Source organism: Photorhabdus aballayi (assembly GCF_026153155.1).
In the GTDB taxonomy this organism is placed as follows: domain Bacteria; phylum Pseudomonadota; class Gammaproteobacteria; order Enterobacterales; family Enterobacteriaceae; genus Photorhabdus; species Photorhabdus luminescens.
Window position 1 is genome coordinate 148,628 of the sequence record NZ_JAPFCD010000002.1, and the last position, 24,537, is coordinate 173,164.

Below are 24,537 nucleotides of genomic sequence, written 5' to 3' on the forward strand. Positions count from 1 at the left end.
TCCATCTGGTAGAAAATATCTCGGGGATCTCAATAGAATCCGCCATCCCGCCAGAAAAACACTGTTATCAATGTGTGTTTATTGCCATCTCAATCAAAACGCGACAAATTCTATATTCCAGCAACGACCATTACTGAGATAAAGGTAAGGTTTATTCGTGTCAGGGTCCAATTCAAAATCAATAATAAGCTCTGTGCTAGGAGAAAAATAACTATTCCCATAAACCCGATGTAAGACTTCTTTTCTTTCAGGAGAGATAATTGCATCGATATAAATCTCATCACCAGAGGCTGCAACAGTGAGCACAGCTTCTGTTTCGTGGTTATAATAATATCCTAACAGTAGCTGAATATCGGTACCACCATCGTCAATCATCTTATCTAAATAAAAAATGTTGCCATTTTCATTAATTTGCTCCAATGCAATAACACTGTCATTTTCAATAACAGGTCTGAACCGAATTTTCCCATCCTCCTCTTGGAATGTTCCATCTGCATTAAAGATAATCGGGTTACCTTTCTCGAATAAATTACCTAATAAATAGCAATCTTCTTTAGTAATAATATAAGGATAAGGTTCTATTCCTTTGAAAATACCCGTAATATCAATATCACTAGTCTGACAAGGCTGTTTTTCTAGTTTAATACCATTGGAATTAAACAATACATCAATACATTGTCGAACAAACTTGGAGGCATTAGTATTCATTGCGGAAGTAACAGCAATACCTAATTCAGCATCAGGCAAAATACAAACTTCTGATTTAAAGCCGCCATAACCACCATCATGTCGTATTATCTTTTGCCCTTCACGTTGGCTAATCGCAAAACCATAAGCATAATCGTTACGATTACGATTAGTTAAATCTGGCGTGCGAGATAATTGAGGCAATAGATCCTGAACAATCGATGGCGAATAAAACGCTCTCATCCAGCGACACAAATCATTCACTGTAGAATACAGGCCCGAACCTCCTACCACCGCATCATTGAGATCTTCTCTCATCCATCGGTTCGAGTCCTCGTTATAGGAGTACCCCATTGCCCGGTCAAAAATAATCTCGGTAACATCATCATAGAAAAAGGTATCTTTCATCTTTAATGGGACGAAAACATTTTCTTCTGCATATTTTCTCAGCGACTGACCTGAAATCACTCTGACTATTTCCGCCAGTAAATTATAGCCGGTGTTGCTATAGAGATAATATTCTCCAGGCGTAAAATTCAGCGCTTGTTGCCGTTGCGTCAGTTTTCTCACCAAATCAATATGACGGTGGTCAAAGTCTGAATTTTTACCTGCCAGGCTATAAAGTAAAAATTGATCACGTAATCCACTGGTATGGTGAATAAGATGCTCAATAGTAATATCAGAGAATTCTGCGGGGAAATAATCTAAATATTGTCCAACTTTATCCTTAACGCTGAGCTTTCCTTCTTTCTCCAATAAGGCTATACAAAAAGCCGCGAATTGTTTTGAAACACTCGCCAAATAGAATTTAGTATTAGGCTTTACAGCCACTGCATGTTCAATATTAGCCTTCCCGATATGGCACTGATAAATGGTTTTACTGCCGTGGGTCACAGCAACAGCAAGAGCTCCACCCTTTTTTTTCCTTTCAATATTAACCAGTTTGTCTATTTTCTTGAGAAATAATTCAATTTTATCAGTAGATATCTTTGATTCCATCACTAATTTCCTTATTTTAAGGTTATAAAACAGAATATATATACGGGCAATACTGTAAGACGTAAACAGGAAACATCCAAGTGATAATGGTTATCATTTAATATATGAAGGGCAATATAAAGTAATTACAGGAGCTGATATTTGCAAAAAACAGACAGAACATAAATATAGTAGTTCTGCCTGGAAAAAAGTGCATCTAATAGGGAATATCTTTAGGACCTTAATAGCATTAATTTCATTCTGCTATAATCATGCTATTCTTCATTCTGACTTATCACTTTATAAATTAAACTGCAACGAATTCTATCTTCCAACAACGTGAATTACTGATATAGAAATGAGGTTTATTGGTATCAGGATCTAATTCAAAATCAATAATCACATCAGTACTGGGCGATAAATAACTACTCCCATAAATCCGCCGTAAGGCTTCCTTTTTACCTGGATATACAACCCCATCAAAACCAATCCCATCGCCAGAAGCGAAAACAGTAATCGTTGCTTCTGTTTCATGACTATAATAACGCCCTGACAATCGCTGAATATCGATACCACCGTCATCAACCCTCTTTTTAAAATAGAAAACATTGTTATTTTCATCAATTTGTTTCAATGCAATAACAGTGTCATTTTCAATGATAGGTCTGAACCGGATTTTACCGCCTTTCTCTTGGAATGTACCATCAGCGTTAAAAATAATCGGATTACCTTTTTCGAATACATTACCTAACAAATAAGTCTCTTCCTTGGTAATAATATAAGGATAAGGCTCTGCCCCTCGGAAAATACCGGTAATATCGATATCACTGGTTAGGCAATACGGTTCTTCTGGCTTAATCTCAGTGTTAAACAAAATATCAATATGCCGCTCCACCCATTCAGTAACCTCAGCACCTGTTGCCGCGATAATCGCGATACCAAATTTAGCATCCGGTAAAACACAAACATGAGATTTAAAACCAGTATAGGAACCACCGTGTTGTATTATCTTTTGTCCTTCTCGTTGGCTGATCATCAAACCGTAAGCATAGTTATTGTGATTGCCATTGGTTAAATCTGGTGTACGAGATAATTGAGGCAACAGATCTTGCACAATGGAGGGTGAATAAAATGCTCTGATCCAACGACACAAATCATTCATCGTAGAATAAAGCCCTGCGCCACCAACTACCACATCGTTGAGATCATCTCTTACCCACTGGCGCAACTCCTCGTTATAAGCGTAACCCACTGCCCGATCAGGAATAATCTCGGTTATATCATCATAGAAAAAAGTATCTTTCATCTTTAATGGGGCAAAAACTTTCTCTTCTGCATATTCTTTTAACGATTTACCTGAAACCACTCTGACTATTTCTGCCAGCAAATAATAACCTGTATTGTTATAAAGATAATATTCCCCTGGCGTAAAGTTAAGTACTTGTTGCCGTTGGATCAGTTTTCTCATCAAATCAATATGGCGGTGGTCAAAGTCTGAATGTTTACCCGCCAGGCTATAAAGTACAAATGCATCCCGTAATCCACTGGTATGGTGAATAAGATGCTCAATGGTAATATCAGAGAATTCTGCGGGGAAATAATCCAAATATTGTCCAACTTTATCCTTGACGCAAAGCTTCCCTGCTTTTTCTAGCAAAGCAATACAAAAAGCCGCGAATTGTTTTGAAACACTCGCCAAATAGAATTTGGTATTAGGTTTTACCGCCACAGCATGTTCAATGCTAGCTTGTCCAATATGACGCTGATAAATAATTTTATTGCCGTGGATAACCGCAACAGCGAATGCGCCTCCCTTTTTTTTATTCTCAACATTAACTAATTCATCTACTTTCTTGAGAAACAACTTAATCTTATCTGTAGATATAGTAAATTCCATCATTAACCTCCTTATTTTATTTAAGATTATAAAATTCTATCTTCCAACAACGTGAATTACTGATATAGAGATGAGGTTTGTCGGTATCAGGATCTAATTCAAAATCAATAATCAATCCAGTACTGGGAGAAAAATAACTCTTCCCGTAAATCCGCCGTAAGACTTCCTTTTTACCAGGATAGATAATCCCATCAATACCAATCCCATCGCCAACAGGCATAACAGAAATGACCGCCTCTGTTTCATGGCTATAATAATGCCCTGACAATCGTTGAATATCGACATCATCATCATCAATCATCTTTTTAAGATAAAAAACATTACCATTTTCATTAATCTGCTCCAGAGAGATAACATTGTCATTTTCAATGATGGGTCTGAATCGGATTTTGCCTCCTTCCTCTTGGAATGTACCGTCAGAGTTAAAAGTAATCGGATTGCCTTTTTCGAATAAATTACCCAATAAATAACAATCCTCTTTGGTGATAATATAAGGATAAGGCTCTACTCCTCGGAAAATACCGGTAATATCGATATCACTGGTTAGGCAATGCGGTTTTTCCTGTTCAATATGAGTGTTAAACAAGATATCAATATATTTATCCACCCATTTAGTCACCTCGACACCTGTTGCCGCGGTAATCGCGATACCTAATTTAACATCCGGTAAAATATAAACGTGAGACCTGAAACCAGCATAAGCACCACTGTGTTGTATTATCTTTTGCCCTTCGCGTTGGCTGATAATCAAACCGTAAGCATAATTATTGCGATTGCCATTGGTTAAATCTGGTGTACGGGATAATTGAGGCAGCAGATCCTGAACAACTGATGGTGAATAAAATGCTCTAATCCAACGACACAAATCGTTCACGGTGGAGTAGACCCCACCACCCCCCACAGCAGTATTGTTGATATCATCTCTTACCCACTGGTGCGGTTTTTCGTTATAAGCATAACCCATCGCCCGATCAGAAGTAATCTCAGTTACATCATCATAGAAAAAGGTATCTTTCATCTTTAATGGGACAAAAATATTTTCTTCCGCATATTTCCTCAACGATTTACCTGAAATTACGCTGACGATTTCCGCCAGTAAACTATAGCCTGTGTTGCAATAGAGATAATATTCTCCAGACGTGAAGTTAAGCGCCTGTTGCCGTTGAGTCAGTTTTCTCACCAAATCAATATGGCGGTGATCAAAATCTGAATTTTTGCCTGCCAGGCTATAAAGTAAAAATTCATCCCGTAACCCGCTGGTATGGTGAATAAGATGTTCAATGGTAATGTCAGAGAATTCTGCGGGGAAATAATCCAAATATTGTCCGACTTTATCCTTAACGCTGAGCTTTCCTTCTTTCTCTAATAAGGCTATGCAAAAAGCCGTGAATTGTTTTGAAACACTCGCTAAATAGAATTTAGTATTAGGTTTTACAGTTACAGCATGTTCAATGCTAGCTTGCCCAATATAACGCTGATAAATGGTTTTATTGCCGTGGGTCACAGCAACAGCAAGAGCGCCACCCTTTTTTTTATTTTCAATATTAACTAGTTCATTTATTTTCTTGAGAAATAATTCAATATTATCTGTAGATAATGTCAGTTCCACCATTAATTTCCTAATATTTAAAGTTATAAAAACAGGGCACATATATGCAATTTGGCAATACCACATATGCGGGCAGTACTATAAGGCGTAAACAACAAACATCCAAGTGATAATGATTATCATTTAATATGTAAATGACAATATAAAGTAACTGTGGATGAAAATAGAAATTAGCTAAACTTTACAAACAATTATTTTCTTACAGAAATCATTTTGGATCTAATACTTACAAAAACAGGCAGAACATAAATATAACTGTTCTGCCTAGGATGAAGTTTGTCTAGTAGAAAATATCTCCAGGCTCTCACAATAGCATCAATCCTATCCTTGTTAACGAAATACTGTTCTAAATTTGTATTTACTAACCTGAAAATTAAACTGCGATGAATTCCAAATTCAAGCAACGTGAATTACTGACATAGAGACGACATCTATTTTCATCAGGATAAAACTCAAAATCAATAATAAGATTAGTTCTTGTGGACAAATAACTATTCCCATAAATATGCCGCAAAACCTCCTTTTTTATAGGATGGACAATCCCATCAATATAAATATTTTCACCAGACGACATAACATTAACTATTGCCTCTGTTTCGTCACTATAATAGCGCCCTGACAATAGTTTAATATCGACACTATCTTCATTATTCATTTTTTTAAAATAAAAAATATTGCCATTTTCATCAATCTGTTCCAATGCGATAACATTGTCATTTTCAATTATCGGTCTGAATCGGGTTCTACCTCCTTGCTCCTGGAATGTACCGTCAGAGTTAAAAGTAATCGGGTTACCTTTTTCGAATAAATTACCTAAAAAATAAACATCTTCTTTGGTAATAACATAAGGATAAGACTCTATCCCCCGGAAAATACCGGTGATATCAATATTATCGGTTCGGTAATACGGTTTTTCTGGCCCAATATCGGTGTTAAGCAATATATCAATATACCGATCTACCCATTTAGCAACATCAACACCTGTTGCAGCCGTTATCACGATACCTAACTTAGTATCAGGTAAAATACAAATATTAGCTCTGAAGCCAGCATAAGCACCGCTGTGTTGTATTATCGTTTGCCCCTCTCGTTGGCTGATAATCAAACCGTAAGCATAATTGTTATGATTGCCATTGGTTAAATCTGGTGTACGGGATAATTGAGGCAACAGATCCTGAACAATCGATGGCGAATAAAACGCTCTCATCCAACGACACAAATCTCTCACGGTGGAGTGAACCCCTGCGCTACCCACCACGGAATTGTTGATATCGCTTCTTATCCACCGTTGCGAATCCTCATTATAAGTGTAACCCATCGCTCTGTTGGGGATAATCTCGGTTACATCATCGCAGATAAAAGTCTCTTTCATCTTTAATGGAGCGAAAATATTTTCTTCTGCATATTTTTTCAATGACTGGCCTGAAACCACACTGACGATTTCCCCCAGTAAATGATAGCCCGTGTTGCTATAAAGATAATATTCCCCTGTAGGGGCGTTAAGTGCTTGTTGTCGTTGGATCAGTTTTCTGACTAAATCAACATGGCAGTAATCAAAATCTGAATTCTTACCTGCCAGACCGTAAAGTAAAAATATATCCCGTAACCCGCTAGTATGATGAATAAGATGTTCAATAGTAATATCAGAGAAATGAGCGGGTAAATAATCCAAATATTGTCTGACCTTATCCTTGACGTTGAGCTTTCCTTCTTTCTCCAGTAAAACTATGCAAAAAGCCGTGAATTGCTTTGAAACACTCGCTAAATAGAATTTAGTATTAGGTTTTATAGCCACAGCATGTTCCATGCTAGCTTTCCCGATATGACGCTGATAAATGGTTTTATTACCGTGAGTAACCGCAACAGCGAGAGCGCCGCCCTTTTTTTTATTCTCAATATTAACTAATTCGTCTATTTTCTTGATAAATAATTTAATATTATCTGTAGATATTGTCAGTTTCATCATTATCTCCTAACATTTATAAAAAACAGACAAAACATAAATAGAATCCGAATTCTGGATAAGATATTGAACTAAACGCCAGTTCCAAGATCAGAATTTTAGACTAATAAAAAACTGCTCTAGGAAAGAACAGGCTATGGACAAGTTAGTTGAAATTTTCTGTGATGTCGATGATTTCTGCCGCTTTTTCATTCCTCAGTGGGAACGATTTTGTATCGAAAAGGGGTATCGCCAGCGTGTGAGCCAGCGAAATAATGACCATTTTGATCCTTTTTCACATGTCACATTATCGCAACTTGAAGGCTTTTTACCTGAAGTGTATCTGGCGATATCATCACAACGATTTTCCAACTTTACTCAGTTATACGCGTTTTATCGGTGTTGCTGCGTCTATTTTAGTGCCTCTGTGCAGTTATCTCACTAAATTAAAAGTAAAATCTACGGGGATTGCTTTTATTGATTCCACCCGTTTGTATGTTTGCCATAATATCAGCATTCCTCGCTATAAGGTCTTTGATGGTGTAGCCAAAACGAAGAAAAACATCAATGGGATGATTTTACAGATCCAAGTTACATTTGATTGTTAACCATCAGGGCAAAATTGTGGCGGCTACAGTGATCGCAGGCAACGTGGATAACGTGGATGAAAGAACTCGTTCATTAACTCATAGAAGGGCATCAAAGGGTATTTGAGCCAGGAACTCAGAAGAAGCTAGCAGAAACCGGCATCATCTTTATCACTAAAAAGCGACATAATATGAAAGCAGATGCGCTGGCAGAGTGGGATAAGATAATGTTATTAAAAGGTATATACCCGTCATCTTTCAAGTTGCCTCTTTGTTGGCTGCGCTCACTCACCCCGGTCACATAGTTCGCTATGCTCCCGGGGATTCGCTCCCTTGCCGTCGCGATGCATCTTGAAATCCATAGGGTATAGAAGCGATCCATGAGCAGTTAAAAACGATTTCTCAGATAGAATATTCACGCCGCCAGAGTATAAAAGGATTTCTGTTGACAGCTTTGAGTGGATCATTGCTTACTGTTTTAAGTTGAAGAAACCGTCCCCAGATATTTTCTATTCGGAAGAAGATAGCATAGTGACGGCTTAAAAAAATTCAGGTTAAATATAATAATTCTGTCTGGAACAAAGTGTATCTAATAGAAAATATCTTTAGTCCCTCAACAATATTAATTCTATCCTGCTAACGAAACTCTGTTCTAAACTTGTATTTACTAACCTGAAATTAAATTGCAACGAACTCCACATTCAAGCAACGTGCATTACCGATATAAAGACGAGGTTTATTTTCATCAGGATCAAATTCAAAGTCAATAACAAATTCAGTGCTGGGTGAGAAATAACTATTGCCATAAATATGTCGCAAAGCCTCTTTTTTTACAGGATGGATAATCCCATCAATATAAATATCATCACCAGACGATATAATATTAATTATTGCCTCTGTTTCGTGACTGTAATAGCGACCTGACAATAGCTGAATATCGACACTATCTTCATCATCCATCTTTTTCAAATAAAAAACGTTACCATTTTCATCAATATGCTCCAGTGCGATAACACTGTCATTTTCGATGACGGGTCTGAACTGAATTTTACTTCCTTCCTCTTGGAACGTACCGTCAGAATTAAAAATAATCGGATCACCTTTTTTAAATAAATTACCTAAAAAATAAACATCTTCTTTAGTAATAATATAAGGATAAGGCTCTATCCCGCGGAAAATACCGGTGATATCAATATCAATGGTTGGGAAATGTGGTTTTTCTGGTTCAATATGAGTGTTAAACAAGATATCCATATAATTATCCGTCCATTCACCAACATCAACATTGCTTGCAGCAGTCATCGCCATGCCTAATTTAGCATCCGGTAAAATACAAATATTCGCTTGGAAGCCAGCAAAGGTACCATTGTGTTGTATTATCCTTTGACCTTCACGTTGGTCGATAATCAAACCGTAAGCATAATTGTTACGATTGCCATTGTTTAAGTCTGGTGTACGGGATAATTGTGGCAGTAGATCCTGAACAATAGATGGAGAATAAAACGCTCTAGCCCAACGACATAAATCATTCACGGTGGAATGAACCGCGGCACTACCCATCACAGAATTATTGATATCGCTTCTTGCCCACTGTTGCGAATTCTCATTATAAGTGTAACCCATCGCCCGATTAGAGATAATCTCGGTTACATCATCACAAATAATGGTATCTTTCATCTTTAATGGCGCGAAAATATTTTCTTCTGCATATTCTCTTAACGACTTACCTGAAGCCACGTTGACGATTTCCCCCAACAAATAATAGCCCGTATTACTATAAATATAATATTCCCCAACGGGGGCGTTCAATGTCTGTTGTCGTTGGACCAATTTTTCCATCAAATCAGCATTGCAGTAGTCAAAACTCGAGTTTTTACCTGCCAGACTATAAAGTAAAAATACATCCCGTAATCCACTGGTGTGATGAATAAGATGCTCAATGGTAATATCCGAGAAATGTTCGGGTAAATAATCCAAATATTGTCTGATTTTATCCTTAACGTTGAGCTTTCCTTCTTTCTCCAGCAAAGCTATGCAAAAAGCCGTGAATTGTTTTGAAGCACTCGCTAAATAGAATTTAGTATTAGGCTGTATAGCAACAGCATGTTCCATGCTAGCTTGCCCGATATGACGCTGATAAATTATCTTATCATCATGGATAATAGCAACAGCGAGAGCGCCGCCTTTTTTTTCATTTTCAATATTAACCAGCTCATCTATTTTATTGATATACAACTGAATATTATCTTTAGATATCATCGATTCCACCATGAATTTCCCTATTTAAGATTGAAAAACAGAATATATATATACGACTTGATAGCAATACATATATGGGCAGTACTGTAAGGCGTAAACAAGAAATATCCAAGTAATCATGACCATCATTTAATGTGTGAATGACAATATAAAGTAACTGCGGATGAAAATTAAAATTAGCTAAATTTTATAAACATTATTTTCTTTCAGAAATAATTTTAGGATTTAATGTTTACAAAAAAAAGACAGAACATAAATATAATTGTTCTGCCTGGAACAAAGTGTATCTAATAGAAAATATCTTTAGGCCCTCAATAGCATTAATTCCATCCTGCTAGATGAACGCTATTTTAAATTTGTATTTATTCACTAGTCAATTAAACTGTAACGAATTCCACATTCAAGCAACGTGCATTACCGATATAAAGACGAGGTTTATTGGTATCAGGATCAAGTTCAAAATCAATAACAAACTCAGCACTGGGAGAGAAATAACTATTGCCATAAATATGTCGCAAAGCCTCTTTTTTTACAGGATGGATAATTCCATCAATATAAATACCATCACCAGACGATATAATGTCAATTATCGCCTCTGTTTCGTGACTATAATAGCGTCCTGACAATAGTTGAATATCGATACTATCTTCATCGTCCATCTTTTTCAAATAAAAAACATTACCATTTTCATCAATATGATCTAGTGCGATAACACTGTCATTTTCAATGACGGGTCTGAACTTAATTTTACCTTTTTCCTCCTGGAATGAACCGTCAGAGTTAAAAATAATCGGGTTACCTTTTTTAAATAAATCACCTAAAAAATAAACATCTTCTTTGGTAATAATATAAGGATAAGGCTCTATCCCGCGGAAAATACCGGTGATATCAATATCATTAGTTAAGCAATGTGGTTTTTCTGGCTCAACATGGGTATTAAACAATATATCAATATACTTATCCGTCCATTCACCAACATTAACATTGCTTGCAGCAGTCATCGCCATACCTAATTTAGCATCTGGTAAAATAAAAACATTAGCTCTAAAGCCAGCATAGGTACCACTGTGTTGTATTACCCTTTGCCCTTCACGTTGGTCTACAATCAAACCGTAAGCATAATTGTTACGATTGCCATTGGTTAAATCTGGTGTACGGGATAATTGAGGCAGTAGATCCTGAACAATTGATGGCGAATAAAATGCTCTAGCCCAACGACATAAATCATTCACGGTGGAATGAACCGCTGCACTACCCATCACAGAATTATTGATATCGCTTCTTACCCACTGTTGCGAATTCTGATTATAAGTGTAACCCATCGCCCGATTAGAGATAATCTCGGTTATATCATCACAGATAATAGTATCTTTCATCTCTAATGGAGCGAAAACATTTTCTTCTGCATATTCTTTCAACGACTTACCTGAAACTACATTGATAATTTCCCCCAACAAATAATAGCCCGTGTTGCTATAAATATAATATTCCCCGGTGGGGGTGTTAAATGTCTGTTGTCGTTGGATAAGTTTTTCCACTAAATCAGCATTGCAGTGGTCAAAACTCGAGTTTTTACCTGCCAGACCATAAAGTAAAAATACATCCCGTAACCCACTGGTATGGTGAATAAGATGCTCAATAGTAATATCACAGAAATGCGCGGGTAAATAATCCAAATATTGTCCGATTTTATCCTTAACATTGAGTTTTCCTTCTTTCTCCAACAAGGCTATGCAGAAAGCCGTGAATTGTTTTGAAGCACTCGCTAAATAGAATTTAGTATTAGGCTGTATAGCAACAGCATGTTCCATGCTAGCTTGCCCGATATGGCGCTGATAAATTATCTTATCATCTTGGATAATAGCGACTGCGAGAGCGCCACCTTTTTTTTCATTTTCAATATTAACTAGATCATCTATTTTATTGATAAACAACTGAATGTTATTTTTAGATATCATCGATTCCATCATTAATTTCCTTATATTATGTTATAAAACAAGACATATATATGCAGTCTGATAGCAATATATATGTGGGCAGTACTGTAAGACGGAAATAATCAACATCCAAGCAATAACTATTATCATTTAATATATAAAGAGAAACAGAAAGTGACTGCGGTCAAGATAAATTCATACTAGCCGTGATTCGCTACCAGCAATTATTTCAGAACTCATATTTAAATCCAGAATTAAATAACCTGTTATTATTCACAATTATAGAAATGATGGGGAGAAAGGGGGGAATACAAGCAAGATGCATGCACACACTGTGATTAATGTTAACCTAAAAGTAACTGTGTGCATGCAGGTATTTATCTCTAGCATTTACATCCGACGTATATAAATGTAGAGGCATATTTAGCATGGTCAAATATTGGGAGAACTTTCAATCCTATAATCACTTTTATACCCCAATACACAACTCGCATAAAAGTGGCTACCATATGAAAGATATTTAATGCAAACATGACTGCATCCCAAAGGGAATATCTCCAGATAGCCATCATTATTTCCTAGTCAAGATAAGACTGTAAAGTTCCGCGCCGTCTTACATCCACGGTTGCACAATGGAAGGAACCGCCGAACGTATTAAAATTCCTGAAATTACATGGAATCGGCGTGAAGCCCCAGCGTTTCATTGCAGCGATCATTGGCTCATCCTGCCTTTCAACAATCACCCGCTGCTCATCCAACATCAGAATATTCATGTTGATCCATTTACTGGTCGTATACAGAGGATGGTCATCAGGAATAACCGGATGAGGCGCATGTAATACATCCCATTTCCTAAATAGTTCAGGAACTTTTAACACCTTTTCTGGGTTAATCAACAGTTTTCCTGGCGCCATAGGAACAAAGGTGGCATCAATGTGCATAGGGTTATCATCGTTAAATTCAAAAACATGAATACGATATTCATCACCTATATGACGACGAAGCCATTCAATACCAAATTCATTTGTGACATGGCTCTTTTGAGCAATGATATCTCGCCCACACCGGATAAAATCCGCAGCATCAAAAGTCGGTTCAAACTCAGTTATAGCAAGGGGAACACGATCCCTGCCATTAGGCTGATGCCATTCGAAATTATATTGTTCCTCGATCAACTGTGGCTTTGGCCCGGCGCTCCATTTCGCACCTTTCTTAAAGTAATCTTTAAGTAAAGTCTTATATGCCGCCGTTTCAAAATAACGGGAACGCCATGCTAGCGGGCATTCAATAATATCATTTCCAATAACTAACAGCACATCGCGAGGCATTGCACAATAAAACCCTGTACTACTCCAGCCTGGTGCGCCAAATACCTGAGATTGGTCTTGCGGATCTGGGCGACGTACTGTCACACCTTCACCTCTAAGAATATGGACAAACTCTTCTAATTCTCTAGATGCTGCATCAATTTGCTCTTGCGGAAATGACCGACCTGCATACCGATGAAAATTTTCAATCTGATTCGATGGTAGTATCGGTTCTATCGCCATATGCCAGCCGGGAAATCTGGCGCCATCAACTACACCGACAATAACCTCCTCAAGTGGGTCCCATTCATTAAAAGAACAAACGGGGGAAGAAACCTTACAATTACTATCTGTTACATTTGAATCAAGCATGTCGTCTCCTGATATTATAAATATTATGTCGCTTTAAAACTATAACAATTGTATTAATCGCGACCCTATTTCCATCAATATAAACCTCTTAGAAGAAATTCAATTTAAATATGTCATCATACATAATATTATGGATTTACATCTCTTTCTGTTAAAAAAATCAAATTAACTATAATTTTTTTAGATCTAATAAATCCAACAATAAATCATAATATTGGTTATTTAAAACAGTAAAAACTGTCAAAAAATTTATTTTTCCGTTATAAAACGTTCAACTAAGGTGATAATATACAATACAACTTTATAGTTTCACTGTAATTTTATAACGCTAAAATAAGAATATAAATTTGTCTGCGAGCAATAATATATGGACATTTAAATTTGTAAAGGAATTAAATTTAAGGATTGTAAAATAGAGTTAATGTGACTGTTTTTTATATCATTATTAACTGATAAATATTAACACAGATAAACAAATGAAAATTCATTTATAATAACATTGTTTTTTTGATTATATAATAATTCAATCCAATATAAACAAAGGCAGAACAGTAATATTACCATTCTGCCTGTAGTTAATTGTATTTAATAAAAATACATTTAGGATTTGAATAAAATCAGTTTCATTACACAAAGAAATATTACATTTAATTTCAATCGGTAATAATACGGCATTTGATAACTGATTATATTACTTAAATCAAACCCAGTTATTCTAAGAAATCTTTTATCTCACGCACTCATTTAGAAATTTAATAAATACCTCTTAAATTTCAACACCTACTATATATTTCATCTTAGTAAGATTACTTTTTGCGACTTTTACTTTTACATCTAATTTTTCATGAAGAACACGTAACAGAGAAAGATAGAGCAGCACAATCTTGTCTTTATCTTTATCATCAACTAGCAATAGATGAAAATCATCAACCACGCCTAAAATATTCAGACTAACGATAACTGAACTGGGTGACAGAATATCAATATTGACCTTCTCTACCTTACCCACTTTAAGCTCATCATCTACAATCAGATCTTCATGTAGCAAAATATCTTTCTTAATAATCATAATATAAACTCCAAAATTTAATCTAACCCGTTGATAAATAACTTATATCACTCCAGAATACATATAATAAGCTATTCATCTTGACCATATGAAATTGTAACCATTTTCACTAGAAAACAAGGTGTTTATCAGGAATTTATCCAGCACTTAGATAACATATACAGCATTTTTTATGCCGTATTGACGCTTTATCTAATACATATAACTATAGATGCCATTAATGTATTGTCAATAAAATAAAAAAATAAATTTAATTAATTTAAAATCAATATTTTATTACCCAACAAAAAATAAAAAAGATATGACATCCTGTAATGAACAGGATATTTTAGTAATTTTTTCCATTGAACATAATGACAGACATGAATAATAATGAGGAATAAACAGCTATTTCCCTCTACGAGTTAAAAGATAAAATCGATAACATCATCTCAAAAACAGAGATAATTTATAACATTTTAATACTATATTTTGTGGAAATAAAAAGCGGTATATTAATCAAGTGATGATTTATAAGCAGAATTATAATAACATTCTATCTTCCCATTATAACAACAAGAATATAAAATAAATCTCAAACAATTATCTTATTAAATTGACCATGAGACATTAATTATCACTTTATTATTTATTAAAAATTAAATATAACCACCCTCAGTGAAATAGATTTACTTTAATCAAAGTAAATATGAAACTAACAACAATTACTATGCCGAAATAATATTATAAAAACGTGGTGTCAATGTTAACTATACCACGCCTTTATTATCAAACTTAATATCATTCCCCCATATGGAAAAACAGACGAATTAATACTATTTAAATGATCGAGGCTTATCTATAATCCCTAGATAACCAATTCTTTATATCCTCAACAATAGGAGTAATCTGCAAAATACCTTCACTATTTCTAAATCCATGACTTAGACCCGGGTATTGATAAAAGGTAATATTATCTTTCTTTAATTGCTCTTCCATTTTTATCGCCGAACTAGCGCTGACTGAATTATCATTTAGTGTTTGAATAATCAATATAGGTCTTTTAGTCTGACTTAACACTTTATATTGATCAATACCAAGAGAGACTCTCCACCAATTAGCACCGTGATTGCTCATTTCTACGTGACCCATATTATTCCCAGTCGCTACTTTTTGCTGAAAATCCCTAAATCCTTTAATTTCTTCATCGATATGTTCCGATGGTATCTCACTCTTCATACTATGAATAATATCATCAGCGAAATACTGCCCCCCACCATTCAGTGACACAGTTTTATCAATATAATTGACTTGTGATGTAATCAAATTCGCAACGACTGCCCCTTCACTACCTCCCAGAATAATGATCTTGTTATATTTATTCTGATGTTTCAAATAACTAATGATCTGAATATAATCCTCAACCCGCTGTTCTGGCGTATCCAGTCTCATATAAGCCTTGGGGCAATCTGAACGCTCAACAGCATCAGACCAAGGGAGTGATGCATTAATGCCATATTTTTCCACAGTCAAAACATCACTACTGGGATAAATATCACTGAATGTGTCATTCACAAATTTATTATTAGCGATGCTATTACAATCAGAACCTTGTATCAGCACCAATAGATTCTTACCTCCCCTTTGCTTAAGATAGTAAGTTATTTCACTACCATCATGACGGAAAAACTGTTTATGCGTATTTGTATTTGAGTAAGCGAAACCTATACAACATGAAAAAAGCAGAACAGACGTCAGAATTTTCTGTCGTAAATTAAAACAATATGCTCTCATTAATCTCTCCTTTAACTGACATATACAAAGACCACAAATTGACGATATTGTTCCTGTCAGTAAGGATTTTTAAAATTTGAAAGCAAGGTTCAGCGTTTTTTTACCCCAGTTGTTAACTATAATCATTAAAACATCCATACATTTGGAGATAAGAAATGAAAAACGATAAACATGCTCAAGCAAAGAAAATATTAGATGACCCTCGTTGGCAAGACATTCTCAATAAAAATCCTGAACCTGATATTCCATTTGTTTATTGCGTACTGACAACCGGTATCTATTGCCGCCCATCTTGTTCTGCACGTTTCCCAAAACCTGAAAATATTCTATTCAAAGATACATGGCAGGAAGCGGAACAATCTGGCTTCAGAGCCTGCCAGCGCTGTCGACCAAATTCAGCATCTCTTGATGAACAAAATATTAAGAGAATTGTTCAAGCTTGCCGATTAATTGAAACATCAGAGGAATATAGCAACTTAAAGGTATTGGCAGCTCAAATTGGACTCAGTGAGTTTCATTTTCATCGGCTTTTTAAAAAACAGACTAGCCTGACTCCTAAACAATATGCCGATTTACACAAAGAAAAACGACTACGCCACTACCTAACCGAATCAAAAGATTCTGTTACCCATGCGATCTACAATGCCGGATATGGTTCTAGCAGCCGCGTTTATGAAAAGGCTGAAAACATATTGGGAATGCTCGCGTCTCAGTATAAAAAAGGAGGAAAAAACCATACTATCCATTTCGCTATTGGAACTTGCCGCCTTGGTGAAATTCTTGTTGCTCAAACTGACAAAGGGATATGTGCTATATCCTTGGGAGACGATGAAGAACAACTTATCCATAAACTACAAGATATGTTTCCTGAAGCAGAATTGATTGGTGGAGACAGTAATTTTGAAAATACAATCGCTTATGTTATCGGCTTTATTGAACAGCCTAAACCGCAATTTAATCTGCCATTGGACATTCAAGGCAGCGCATTCCAAAAACAAGTTTGGTTGGCGCTACAGAAAATTCCCATTGGTCAAACAATAAGTTATCAAAAACTTGCTGAATATATCGGTTATCCTAAAGCTGTGCGGGCAGTCGCTAATGCCTGTGCAGCGAATAAACTAGCGGTAGCCATTCCATGCCACCGTGTAATACGTACTGATGGCGCCATATCGGGATATCGTTGGGGTATTGAACGCAAAAAAACGCTTCTAGAACAAGAGAAAAAACAATCACAGTGATATCCAGGATATTAAAATGCAAACAACTTTATCCACAAAAATCGTATTACCCGATAATTATCATACCCACGATTTTTTCGCTTTTCATCAAAGGGATAAACAAAATATCGCTGAAATTGTGGAACAGGATAAAGTCCAAAAAGGGATCATGTGGGATGGCAAGCCTGCGGAATTAATCATCGCTATTAATGCAAAAACCGCATATATACAACTTAAGGTTGATGATGACACAACAGACTCTGATGAGCGCTTATCTGCTTTAGCATCACATATGCTAGGACTCCTACAGCCTGTTCATCTATTTGAGTGTTTATATAAGGAACATCCGATTATTGGTTCACTTATTGCCAGACAATTAGGTCTAAGAATTTATCAATCGGCCACACCATTTGAAGCATTAAGTTGGGCGGTTATTGGCCAACAAATTAGCGTCAGTGCCGCTATATCTATTCGTAGGAGATTTATTCAGACCGTGGGAGTTCAGCATTCTTCTGGGCTATGGTGTTTTCCAACATCTAAACAAATACTCAATCATTCGGAAGAGGAATTACGCCAATGCGGATTTTCTGCCAGCAAAGCTAATGCATTGATCCACTTAAGCCAATTAATTGAATCTGGCAAATTAACATTATCCATCTCTAATAGTGAGACAGATATTCAACAGCTAACAAATAATTTACTCGCGATAAAAGGCATTGGTATGTGGACAATTAACTATTCCCTGTTACGAGGATTCAACTATTTAAATGGCTCATTACATGGCGATGTCGCAGTAAGACGTAATATCCAAAAATTGTTTAATCAAAATGAAAAAGTTTCCGCAGAACAAGCAGAAAAATGGCTGGCAGATTTCTCTCCCTGGAAAGCTCTATTAGCCGCGCATTTATGGCGACAAGAATCAAGTGCAGGATATTGATGTTGTTGTTAGTTTTCATTTTGTAGTTGGTATGGTACATCGCTGCTATTGAACGATTAACTCTGAAAATAATTCTTTTTGTGCATAGAAATTCCACGATAGGGCTTTCAAGGTTTTTTGGGCATCAAAATATTGTAATATTTACTCATTTACTTTTTGAGTAATTTATTAGATTTCTAAAACTCCTAAATATAATATCGACAATCTTGTCTATAAAATAAGGAGGATTTTCCTCCTTATCAGTGCATATTTAGCAAACAAGTTTTAGCTTAGGGTAAACAATACTTCGAAACTCAGCCGGAATCTTTTCCTTAATATCTGCTAAAATTCTGTTATCTGCTCCAATAACCTCTATAAGTTCATTAATAATAGAGTCTAATTTCTCAGCTCTATCCCATTGAACTTTATAAGCCCCCGCATTTATCTTTTGCTCTACTTTCTGTAATTGTTTATTTTCTTTATATACATATTTCATTTTAATAATATTCACTTCGTTATCTATATTTTCTTTATAGGTGATAATCATATGGATATCATTAGATTTCTTTATGGTTTCAATGCTGTCGTATTCACTCTCAAAAATAGCAGTTATGAGCTCATCGGGTTGAACACCTCTCACCAAACAAAAGGCTACCATTCTTTCTATAATCTCGTTTACTTTTAATGAGCCGATCATCGTATCATCCTCTTAACTTCTTCAAGTATCCCCGCTATTGCATCTATTGATTTTAGCAATGTTTTATTATCCCGATCCTTAACCGTCCCGTATATCTTGGATAATTTACTATTAAATATAACATCACAATTCACCCAAAAATTATCCTCTAAAACCTCTTGCGTTTTTCGTATACTATCTTTAGTAACAAGCCCAGGAGTTATAATGAGAACTCTTTTATTTGATACGCCATATGGCGTAATAGAAATCAAACCACTCTTCCCTGTACCTGTAGGTAGTACTACTAATGCTTCTTTATTATCTGGTTGACTAAAATAGTCTCTAATCTTGATGTATGCCTCAATTTGAGGCGTTCTTAATTTCTTATTTCCCTCAATATTAACTGCTGTATTAAAAAAATAAGTCATACATACTTCCCTTATTCCAACAATTATCGCCATAAATATTAAAATGATTTACTTGCATATCACTGCAATATCTCTCTGCATTCATAAAGAGAATAGTCGACATATCGTGACCAATAGCACGTATTTTAAATAAATTGATTTACACTCTCGTTGATAATTATTTTATTTACGTTATCTATTATAATGAAAACCTAATAATATCTTACAGTATTTAATTTTTATTAATAATTTTACCATGTAAAGAAATGACTATGATGATGCTATATCTTCATACATTCTATAAGATTTACCCATAAATTAAAAATGGATTTTCTAATTTCAACACGAGCCGATGAGTCATAAATTTAATGTAATTAATTGATTTTTAATATTTTATATATATCAATAGGTTTTATACACATTCCTATATACAGGATCTCTGGAATAGGCAAGTGTTAACTCTGGAAAAGAATTTTAATCTTTTCTATCAGGATAAATATCACTGAACGTATTACTCACAAACTTACTATTAGCGATCCTATTACAATCATAACCTGTATAAGCACCAACAAATTCTCATTGAGAGTAAAGAGAACTTTTTATTAATATCCTTTAACCACACGAGCACGACGGGAAGATTACTGCCGCTTCGTCCGCCTCAACTTTTATAGATCAAAGGATATCTTTGGCTCCGTTTAGCGATAAGCCCGTATTTACAAGGTTGATCAAAGCTGAAAATAAAATAAGGATATTATTATGACTATTGCTCTCGGGATTAATATCGCTAAATATAGATCCTGCTTTATGGAATCATGATAAGGAAGCAGTTCTTTCAGAGGACCTGAACGGCTAGCACCGTTTTGGATTTGGGATGTGTTGTTAACAGTGTCTTTGTGAGTTCATGGCATCTTACGGACTCGCCCTTAGGTAAGTCCGTATTAAGTTGTTGAATCAATTACTGACACCTATCTGTTTCATAAGCTCGCCCTCGTCCCAGAACAGATACTCTTCATCCATAACGACGCCTTCAAATCCTTTCGCTTTGACTTTGGTCCAGTGCCCAAGCGTTGCCATAGGGAGGTGATACGATTTACCTGTAGGTTTGATAACCTTACCACCACCCAGATCCATAGGTTTCGTAAATGTTCCATCAGTAAATCCCGTTACAGCAGTCCATTCTCCATCATTTGTACCAAACCGCACCGGGTGCTCTGTGATTCGGTTGTCAGGGGCAAATGTCCACATATACTTCAGATCGTCAATGTGCTTTTGAATGCCCTTGGTAGTATGACCATCAGGATAGTGAACAATAATGTCCATTGCATGGCTCTTATGTAGCTCCCACCATCTTTGGTTTGTATAGACATTGAAATCAAGGTCGTCAAAGTTAGCCAGATTCTTTGCCAGAACTGCGGACATACCTTTAACTTTAGGTGCGGGTTGGTTTACTTTCGTGCCGGGCCAATTGTTCTGCACCGCAAACGCAACTGGGCTGGCAGTAAACAGTAAAAGTGTGAATAACGATAACCTCTTGCGACTTTTCATGGTCTTTCCTCTTTGTTAGTACTAAAGGAACTAAAAGATTGTTCTGTAACAAATTAAGTACTGTTGGTCCCCCTTACATTGGATAGATTAAGAATGATAGCTCATCAGTTTGCTTGACCTTGATTAGATGGAGCAGAACCCTCCAAAACAACATGATTTAATCAAGGAGTAAGTAACTAAATTGACTCACACACCGGATAACTATCGTATAGAAAGTCATCAAATCTTCCCGATACTACGCCTAATAGAAAAGCATGTAAATAGTCACATTAAGTAATTATAACGATAAAAAACAAACCAACGCCGATTGGCCGTTTCGATCACAGAGGTCGCATTTGATGATTAATTTATTGATTTAGCGTTGATAATTTGTTTTGGATAAATGAGTAACCCCCATAAGCACCCCCAAATGACTTTGATCAGGTATTCCTGGAGCGTCTGGCGAAATTGAGCGCCTCGGGGAGAGCGGACACGGTAACCGACAGCAAGAATGACGGGCAAGCTGTAGTGAAGCATATTGCGGCTTACCTGATGATTTCCTTCCTGTTGAACTTGTAAGTAAGACTTACAGGTTGCATTTTGTTCAAGCTCGCTTTCTTCGTAGATCGCTTTAATGTGTTGTGTAATGGCTTGGGGAGTGACCTGGTAAAGGTTCACAATGGTTGCTTGAGGTAGCCACAATGTCTCTTGCTCAAAGCGGCATTCAACACGCACTTCGCCGTCATCACTGGCAAACATAATAAATTCGCCTGCCAGAGATTGGGATAAATGCGTATCTGTCATGCCGCCTCCGCTTTAATCTGACTCACAACGCTGTAATCCGCTTAGTATGCCAGGGATCTATGTTGAAGCTCATTACCCGTATAGCGTTTATTTTGCTAGCAACGGTTGATGTGAGTTGACTACAGTAGAATAATTTTGCTTATTTTTCTGGTGTTACAAGGGATTTGTTGACGCCAGGAGAGTTTACAAGAGGCTAATTGGCGGAAGATCACAGGAGTCGAACCTGCCAGAGACCGCTGGCGGCCTCATCTGGATTTGAAGTCCAGCCGCCCCACCGGGGACGATGATCTTCCATATAAATACAAAGAATTATGAAAGGGAGCTAATCATAGCGCATATTATCTGGCTTCTGAATCCGTTTGCTAAAATCATTCTCAATTTCCTAAAAAGCATTAAATTTTATTGTTCATAAACTCAACATTCGCGTTGAGTTTGTCGAATTTTACCTACATCTTATTAGCCGATACCCATTACGATACAGGGTTGCTCCGCTCAGCAATGTATCTAAACACATAAAAAAGGACGCTTTATATGACTAATCCGTTACTCGTTCCATCAGGTTTACCAAAATTTTCTTCTATTAAACCAGAACATGTTGTTCCGGCTGTAAAAGAGGTGATTGCCAATTATCGCCAAATCGTGGAAAAAATCTTAGCTGAAAATACCGTTTTCACTTGGGATAATCTGTGTCAACCACTGGCCGAAGCCACTGATAAACAGTCTCGTGCATGGTCACCCGTCAATCATCTGAATTCAGTTAAAAACAGCCCAGAACTGCGCGCCGTCTATGAAGAAAGTTTGCCGTTACTGTCCGAATTCAGTACCTGGTTAGGTCAGCATAAGGGATTATATCAAGCCTATAAGTCACTACGTGAAAGCGCGGAGTTTGAGAAGCTCTCTGTGCCTCAACGCAAAGTTGTCGAAAATGCTCTACGTGATTTTAAACTGTCAGGTATTGGTCTGCCTGAAGAGAAGCAGAAACGCTATGGCGAGATCAGTGCACGTTTGTCAGATTTAAGTTCACAATTCAACAATAATGTGCTTGATGCCACTATGGGCTGGACTAAATTAATTACTAATGTGAAAGATCTGTCCGGTCTGCCTGAAAGCGCAATTGCCGCCGCTAAAGCACAGGCAGAAGCCAAAGGACAAAAAGGCTGGCTACTGACTCTAGAAGCACCAAGTTATCAGCCAGTTATCACCTATGCAGATAACCGTGAACTGCGTCGGGAAATTTATTATGCCTACAATACCCGCGCATCCGATCAAGGCCCAAATGCAGGTAAATGGGATAACAGCGAAGTGATCGCCGAAACTCTCGCGCTGCGCCATGAACAGGCGCAATTGCTTGGCTTAAAAAATTATGCTGAACAATCCCTTGCAACCAAAATGGCAAAAACTCCTAAGGAAGTGTTGGATTTTCTGAATGATTTGACAAAACGCGCGCGTCCACAGGGAAAAAAAGAAGTAGATGAATTAAAAAGCTTTGCTAAATGGCATCATTGCGCCCATAAGCTGGAAGCCTGGGATATGACTTATTATGGCGAAAAACAAAAACAGTACGAATTCTCTATCAATGATGAGCAATTACGTCCTTATTTCCCAGAACAAAAGGCTGTTGAAGGGCTATTCGAAGTTATTCGCCGTATCTATGGTATTACTGTCAAAGAGCGCCATGATGTAGAAACCTGGCATCCGGATGTCCGTTTCTTTGATCTGTATGATGACACCAATGAGCTGCACGGTAGCTTCTATATGGATCTGTACGCACGTGAGAATAAACGTGGCGGCGCCTGGATGGATGAGTGTATCAGCAAAATGCGTCGTTCCAACGGCGAACTGCAAAAGCCTGTCGCTTATCTGAACTGCAACTTCAATAAACCTGTTGGCGATAAACCAGCGCTGTTCACTCACGGTGAAGTCAACACGCTGTTCCACGAGTTTGGTCACTGTCTACACCTGATGCTGACCCAGATTGAAACTGCCGGCGTTTCTGGTACTAATGGTGTACCGTGGGATGCGGTAGAAATGCCAAGCCAGTTCATGGAGAACTGGTGTTGGGAACCAGAAGCACTAGCATTTATCTCTGGTCACTACGAAACTAAAGAACCTCTACCACAAGCCATGCTAGATAATCTGTTAGCAGCAAAAAACTATCAGGCTGCGATGAAGATTTTGCGTCAGCTTGAGTTTGGTCAGTTCGATTTCCGTCTGCATGTTGAGTATGATCCGAAGAAAGGCGCTCAGACCATGAAGACCTTAAAGGAAGTGAGGAAATTGGTCTCCGTAGTGCCTTCACCTGAATGGGGCCGTTTCCCACACTCATTCACCCACATCTTCTCCGGTGGTTATGCCGCAGGTTACTATAGTTATCTATGGGCTGATGTGTTAGCAGCCGATGCTTACTCTCGCTTTGAGGAAGAAGGCATTTTTAACCGCGAAACCGGGCAATCTTTCCTAGATAACATTTTATCCCGTGGCGGTTCCGAAGAGCCAATGGAGCTGTTCAAGCGCTTCCGTGGCCGTGAACCAAAACTGGATGCAATGCTGCGCAAGGCCGGTATTAAAGGGTAATT

Annotated in this window: 15 protein-coding genes, 1 tRNA gene and 3 pseudogenes; 5 read left to right on the forward strand and 14 right to left on the reverse strand. The window is 36.9% G+C overall.

Annotated features, from left to right (window positions below; all coding sequences use genetic code 11):
* Positions 1–93 precede the first annotated feature (93 nt).
* From OO184_RS02035 to OO184_RS02050, 4 genes are all read right to left on the reverse strand, one after another.
* Positions 94–1,686 carry a serine hydrolase domain-containing protein gene (locus tag OO184_RS02035; protein WP_265377760.1) on the reverse strand — a complete coding sequence of 531 codons (1,593 nt, stop codon included), beginning with the start codon at positions 1,684–1,686 and terminating at the stop codon, positions 94–96.
* Positions 1,687–1,972: 286 nt separating this feature from the next.
* Positions 1,973–3,565: a serine hydrolase domain-containing protein gene (locus OO184_RS02040; protein WP_265377761.1), complete on the reverse strand. Its 1,593-nt coding sequence runs from the start codon at positions 3,563–3,565 to the stop codon at positions 1,973–1,975.
* Between the two features lie 13 nt (positions 3,566–3,578).
* A complete protein-coding gene (locus OO184_RS02045) occupies positions 3,579–5,174 on the reverse strand; it encodes a serine hydrolase domain-containing protein (protein WP_265377762.1) in 1,596 nt (531 codons plus the stop codon).
* A 370-nt stretch (positions 5,175–5,544) separates the two neighbouring features.
* The gene (locus OO184_RS02050) at positions 5,545–7,137 is read right to left on the reverse strand and encodes a serine hydrolase domain-containing protein (protein ID WP_265377763.1); all 1,593 of its coding nucleotides are present in this window, start codon (positions 7,135–7,137) and stop codon (positions 5,545–5,547) included.
* Positions 7,138–7,270: 133 nt separating this feature from the next.
* Here OO184_RS02050 and OO184_RS02055 point away from each other — a divergent pair.
* Together OO184_RS02055 and OO184_RS02060 are read left to right on the forward strand one after the other, a co-directional pair.
* Positions 7,271–7,949: pseudogene (locus OO184_RS02055) on the forward strand (IS982 family transposase); the annotation flags it as partial.
* Positions 7,950–8,067: 118 nt separating this feature from the next.
* Positions 8,068–8,243 (forward strand): annotated as a pseudogene (locus OO184_RS02060) (IS982 family transposase); the annotation flags it as partial.
* 135 nt (positions 8,244–8,378) lie between these two features.
* Here OO184_RS02060 and OO184_RS02065 read toward each other — a convergent pair.
* From OO184_RS02065 to OO184_RS02085, 5 genes are all read right to left on the reverse strand, one after another.
* The gene (locus tag OO184_RS02065; protein WP_265377764.1) at positions 8,379–9,971 is read right to left on the reverse strand and encodes a serine hydrolase domain-containing protein; all 1,593 of its coding nucleotides are present in this window, start codon (positions 9,969–9,971) and stop codon (positions 8,379–8,381) included.
* Positions 9,972–10,336: 365 nt separating this feature from the next.
* A complete protein-coding gene (locus tag OO184_RS02070) occupies positions 10,337–11,929 on the reverse strand; it encodes a serine hydrolase domain-containing protein (protein WP_265377765.1) in 1,593 nt (530 codons plus the stop codon).
* Between the two features lie 545 nt (positions 11,930–12,474).
* Positions 12,475–13,575 carry an amidinotransferase gene (locus tag OO184_RS02075; RefSeq protein WP_132346503.1) on the reverse strand — a complete coding sequence of 367 codons (1,101 nt, stop codon included), beginning with the start codon at positions 13,573–13,575 and terminating at the stop codon, positions 12,475–12,477.
* Positions 13,576–14,341: 766 nt separating this feature from the next.
* A complete protein-coding gene (locus OO184_RS02080) occupies positions 14,342–14,623 on the reverse strand; it encodes a Cro/Cl family transcriptional regulator (RefSeq protein ID WP_265377766.1) in 282 nt (93 codons plus the stop codon).
* A gap of 855 nt (positions 14,624–15,478) precedes the next feature.
* Entirely contained in the window at positions 15,479–16,417 is a 939-nt protein-coding gene (locus OO184_RS02085) for an alpha/beta hydrolase family protein (RefSeq protein WP_265377767.1), read from the reverse strand.
* A 155-nt stretch (positions 16,418–16,572) separates the two neighbouring features.
* On the opposite strand from OO184_RS02085, the gene ada reads away from it, so the two are divergent.
* Positions 16,573–17,655 carry a bifunctional DNA-binding transcriptional regulator/O6-methylguanine-DNA methyltransferase Ada gene (gene ada, locus OO184_RS02090; RefSeq protein WP_265377768.1) on the forward strand — a complete coding sequence of 361 codons (1,083 nt, stop codon included), beginning with the start codon at positions 16,573–16,575 and terminating at the stop codon, positions 17,653–17,655.
* Positions 17,656–17,671: 16 nt separating this feature from the next.
* The gene (locus OO184_RS02095) at positions 17,672–18,571 is read left to right on the forward strand and encodes a DNA-3-methyladenine glycosylase 2 (RefSeq protein WP_265377769.1); all 900 of its coding nucleotides are present in this window, start codon (positions 17,672–17,674) and stop codon (positions 18,569–18,571) included.
* Between the two features lie 250 nt (positions 18,572–18,821).
* Here the strand turns inward: OO184_RS02095 and OO184_RS02100 are convergent, their stop codons facing one another.
* From OO184_RS02100 to OO184_RS02120, 5 genes and pseudogenes are all read right to left on the reverse strand, one after another.
* Positions 18,822–19,247, reverse strand: a complete 426-nt coding sequence (locus tag OO184_RS02100; RefSeq protein WP_265377770.1) for a hypothetical protein — start codon at positions 19,245–19,247, stop codon at positions 18,822–18,824.
* Positions 19,244–19,654, reverse strand: coding sequence for a DEAD/DEAH box helicase family protein (locus tag OO184_RS02105; protein ID WP_265377771.1), 411 nt, complete (start codon positions 19,652–19,654; stop codon positions 19,244–19,246). Before OO184_RS02105 ends, OO184_RS02100 begins: the two co-directional genes overlap by 4 nt.
* A 930-nt stretch (positions 19,655–20,584) precedes the next feature.
* Positions 20,585–21,178 carry a hypothetical protein gene (locus OO184_RS02110; RefSeq protein ID WP_265377772.1) on the reverse strand — a complete coding sequence of 198 codons (594 nt, stop codon included), beginning with the start codon at positions 21,176–21,178 and terminating at the stop codon, positions 20,585–20,587.
* A gap of 414 nt (positions 21,179–21,592) precedes the next feature.
* Positions 21,593–21,961: pseudogene (locus OO184_RS02115) on the reverse strand (virulence RhuM family protein); the annotation flags it as partial.
* Positions 21,962–22,159: 198 nt separating this feature from the next.
* A tRNA-Sec gene (locus tag OO184_RS02120) sits at positions 22,160–22,254 on the reverse strand.
* A gap of 238 nt (positions 22,255–22,492) precedes the next feature.
* Between OO184_RS02120 and prlC the strand changes: the two genes are divergently transcribed.
* Positions 22,493–24,535 (forward strand): oligopeptidase A, encoded by a 2,043-nt coding sequence (prlC, locus tag OO184_RS02125; RefSeq protein WP_265377773.1) that lies wholly within the window; start codon positions 22,493–22,495, stop codon positions 24,533–24,535.
* Positions 24,536–24,537: the final 2 nt, after the last annotated feature.

Coding starts and splice junctions, on each gene's coding strand:
- OO184_RS02040 (WP_265377761.1), bottom strand. CDS start 3,565: ATGATGGAATTTACTATATCTACAGATAAGATTAAGTTGTTTCTCAAG.
- OO184_RS02035 (WP_265377760.1), bottom strand. CDS start 1,686: ATGGAATCAAAGATATCTACTGATAAAATTGAATTATTTCTCAAGAAA.
- OO184_RS02105 (WP_265377771.1), bottom strand. CDS start 19,654: ATGACTTATTTTTTTAATACAGCAGTTAATATTGAGGGAAATAAGAAA.
- OO184_RS02110 (WP_265377772.1), bottom strand. CDS start 21,178: ATGAAAAGTCGCAAGAGGTTATCGTTATTCACACTTTTACTGTTTACT.
- prlC (WP_265377773.1), top strand. CDS start 22,493: ATGACTAATCCGTTACTCGTTCCATCAGGTTTACCAAAATTTTCTTCT.
- OO184_RS02050 (WP_265377763.1), bottom strand. CDS start 7,137: ATGATGAAACTGACAATATCTACAGATAATATTAAATTATTTATCAAG.
- OO184_RS02085 (WP_265377767.1), bottom strand. CDS start 16,417: ATGAGAGCATATTGTTTTAATTTACGACAGAAAATTCTGACGTCTGTT.
- OO184_RS02070 (WP_265377765.1), bottom strand. CDS start 11,929: ATGATGGAATCGATGATATCTAAAAATAACATTCAGTTGTTTATCAAT.
- OO184_RS02065 (WP_265377764.1), bottom strand. CDS start 9,971: ATGGTGGAATCGATGATATCTAAAGATAATATTCAGTTGTATATCAAT.
- OO184_RS02045 (WP_265377762.1), bottom strand. CDS start 5,174: ATGGTGGAACTGACATTATCTACAGATAATATTGAATTATTTCTCAAG.
- ada (WP_265377768.1), top strand. CDS start 16,573: ATGAAAAACGATAAACATGCTCAAGCAAAGAAAATATTAGATGACCCT.
- OO184_RS02075 (WP_132346503.1), bottom strand. CDS start 13,575: ATGCTTGATTCAAATGTAACAGATAGTAATTGTAAGGTTTCTTCCCCC.
- OO184_RS02095 (WP_265377769.1), top strand. CDS start 17,672: ATGCAAACAACTTTATCCACAAAAATCGTATTACCCGATAATTATCAT.
- OO184_RS02100 (WP_265377770.1), bottom strand. CDS start 19,247: ATGATCGGCTCATTAAAAGTAAACGAGATTATAGAAAGAATGGTAGCC.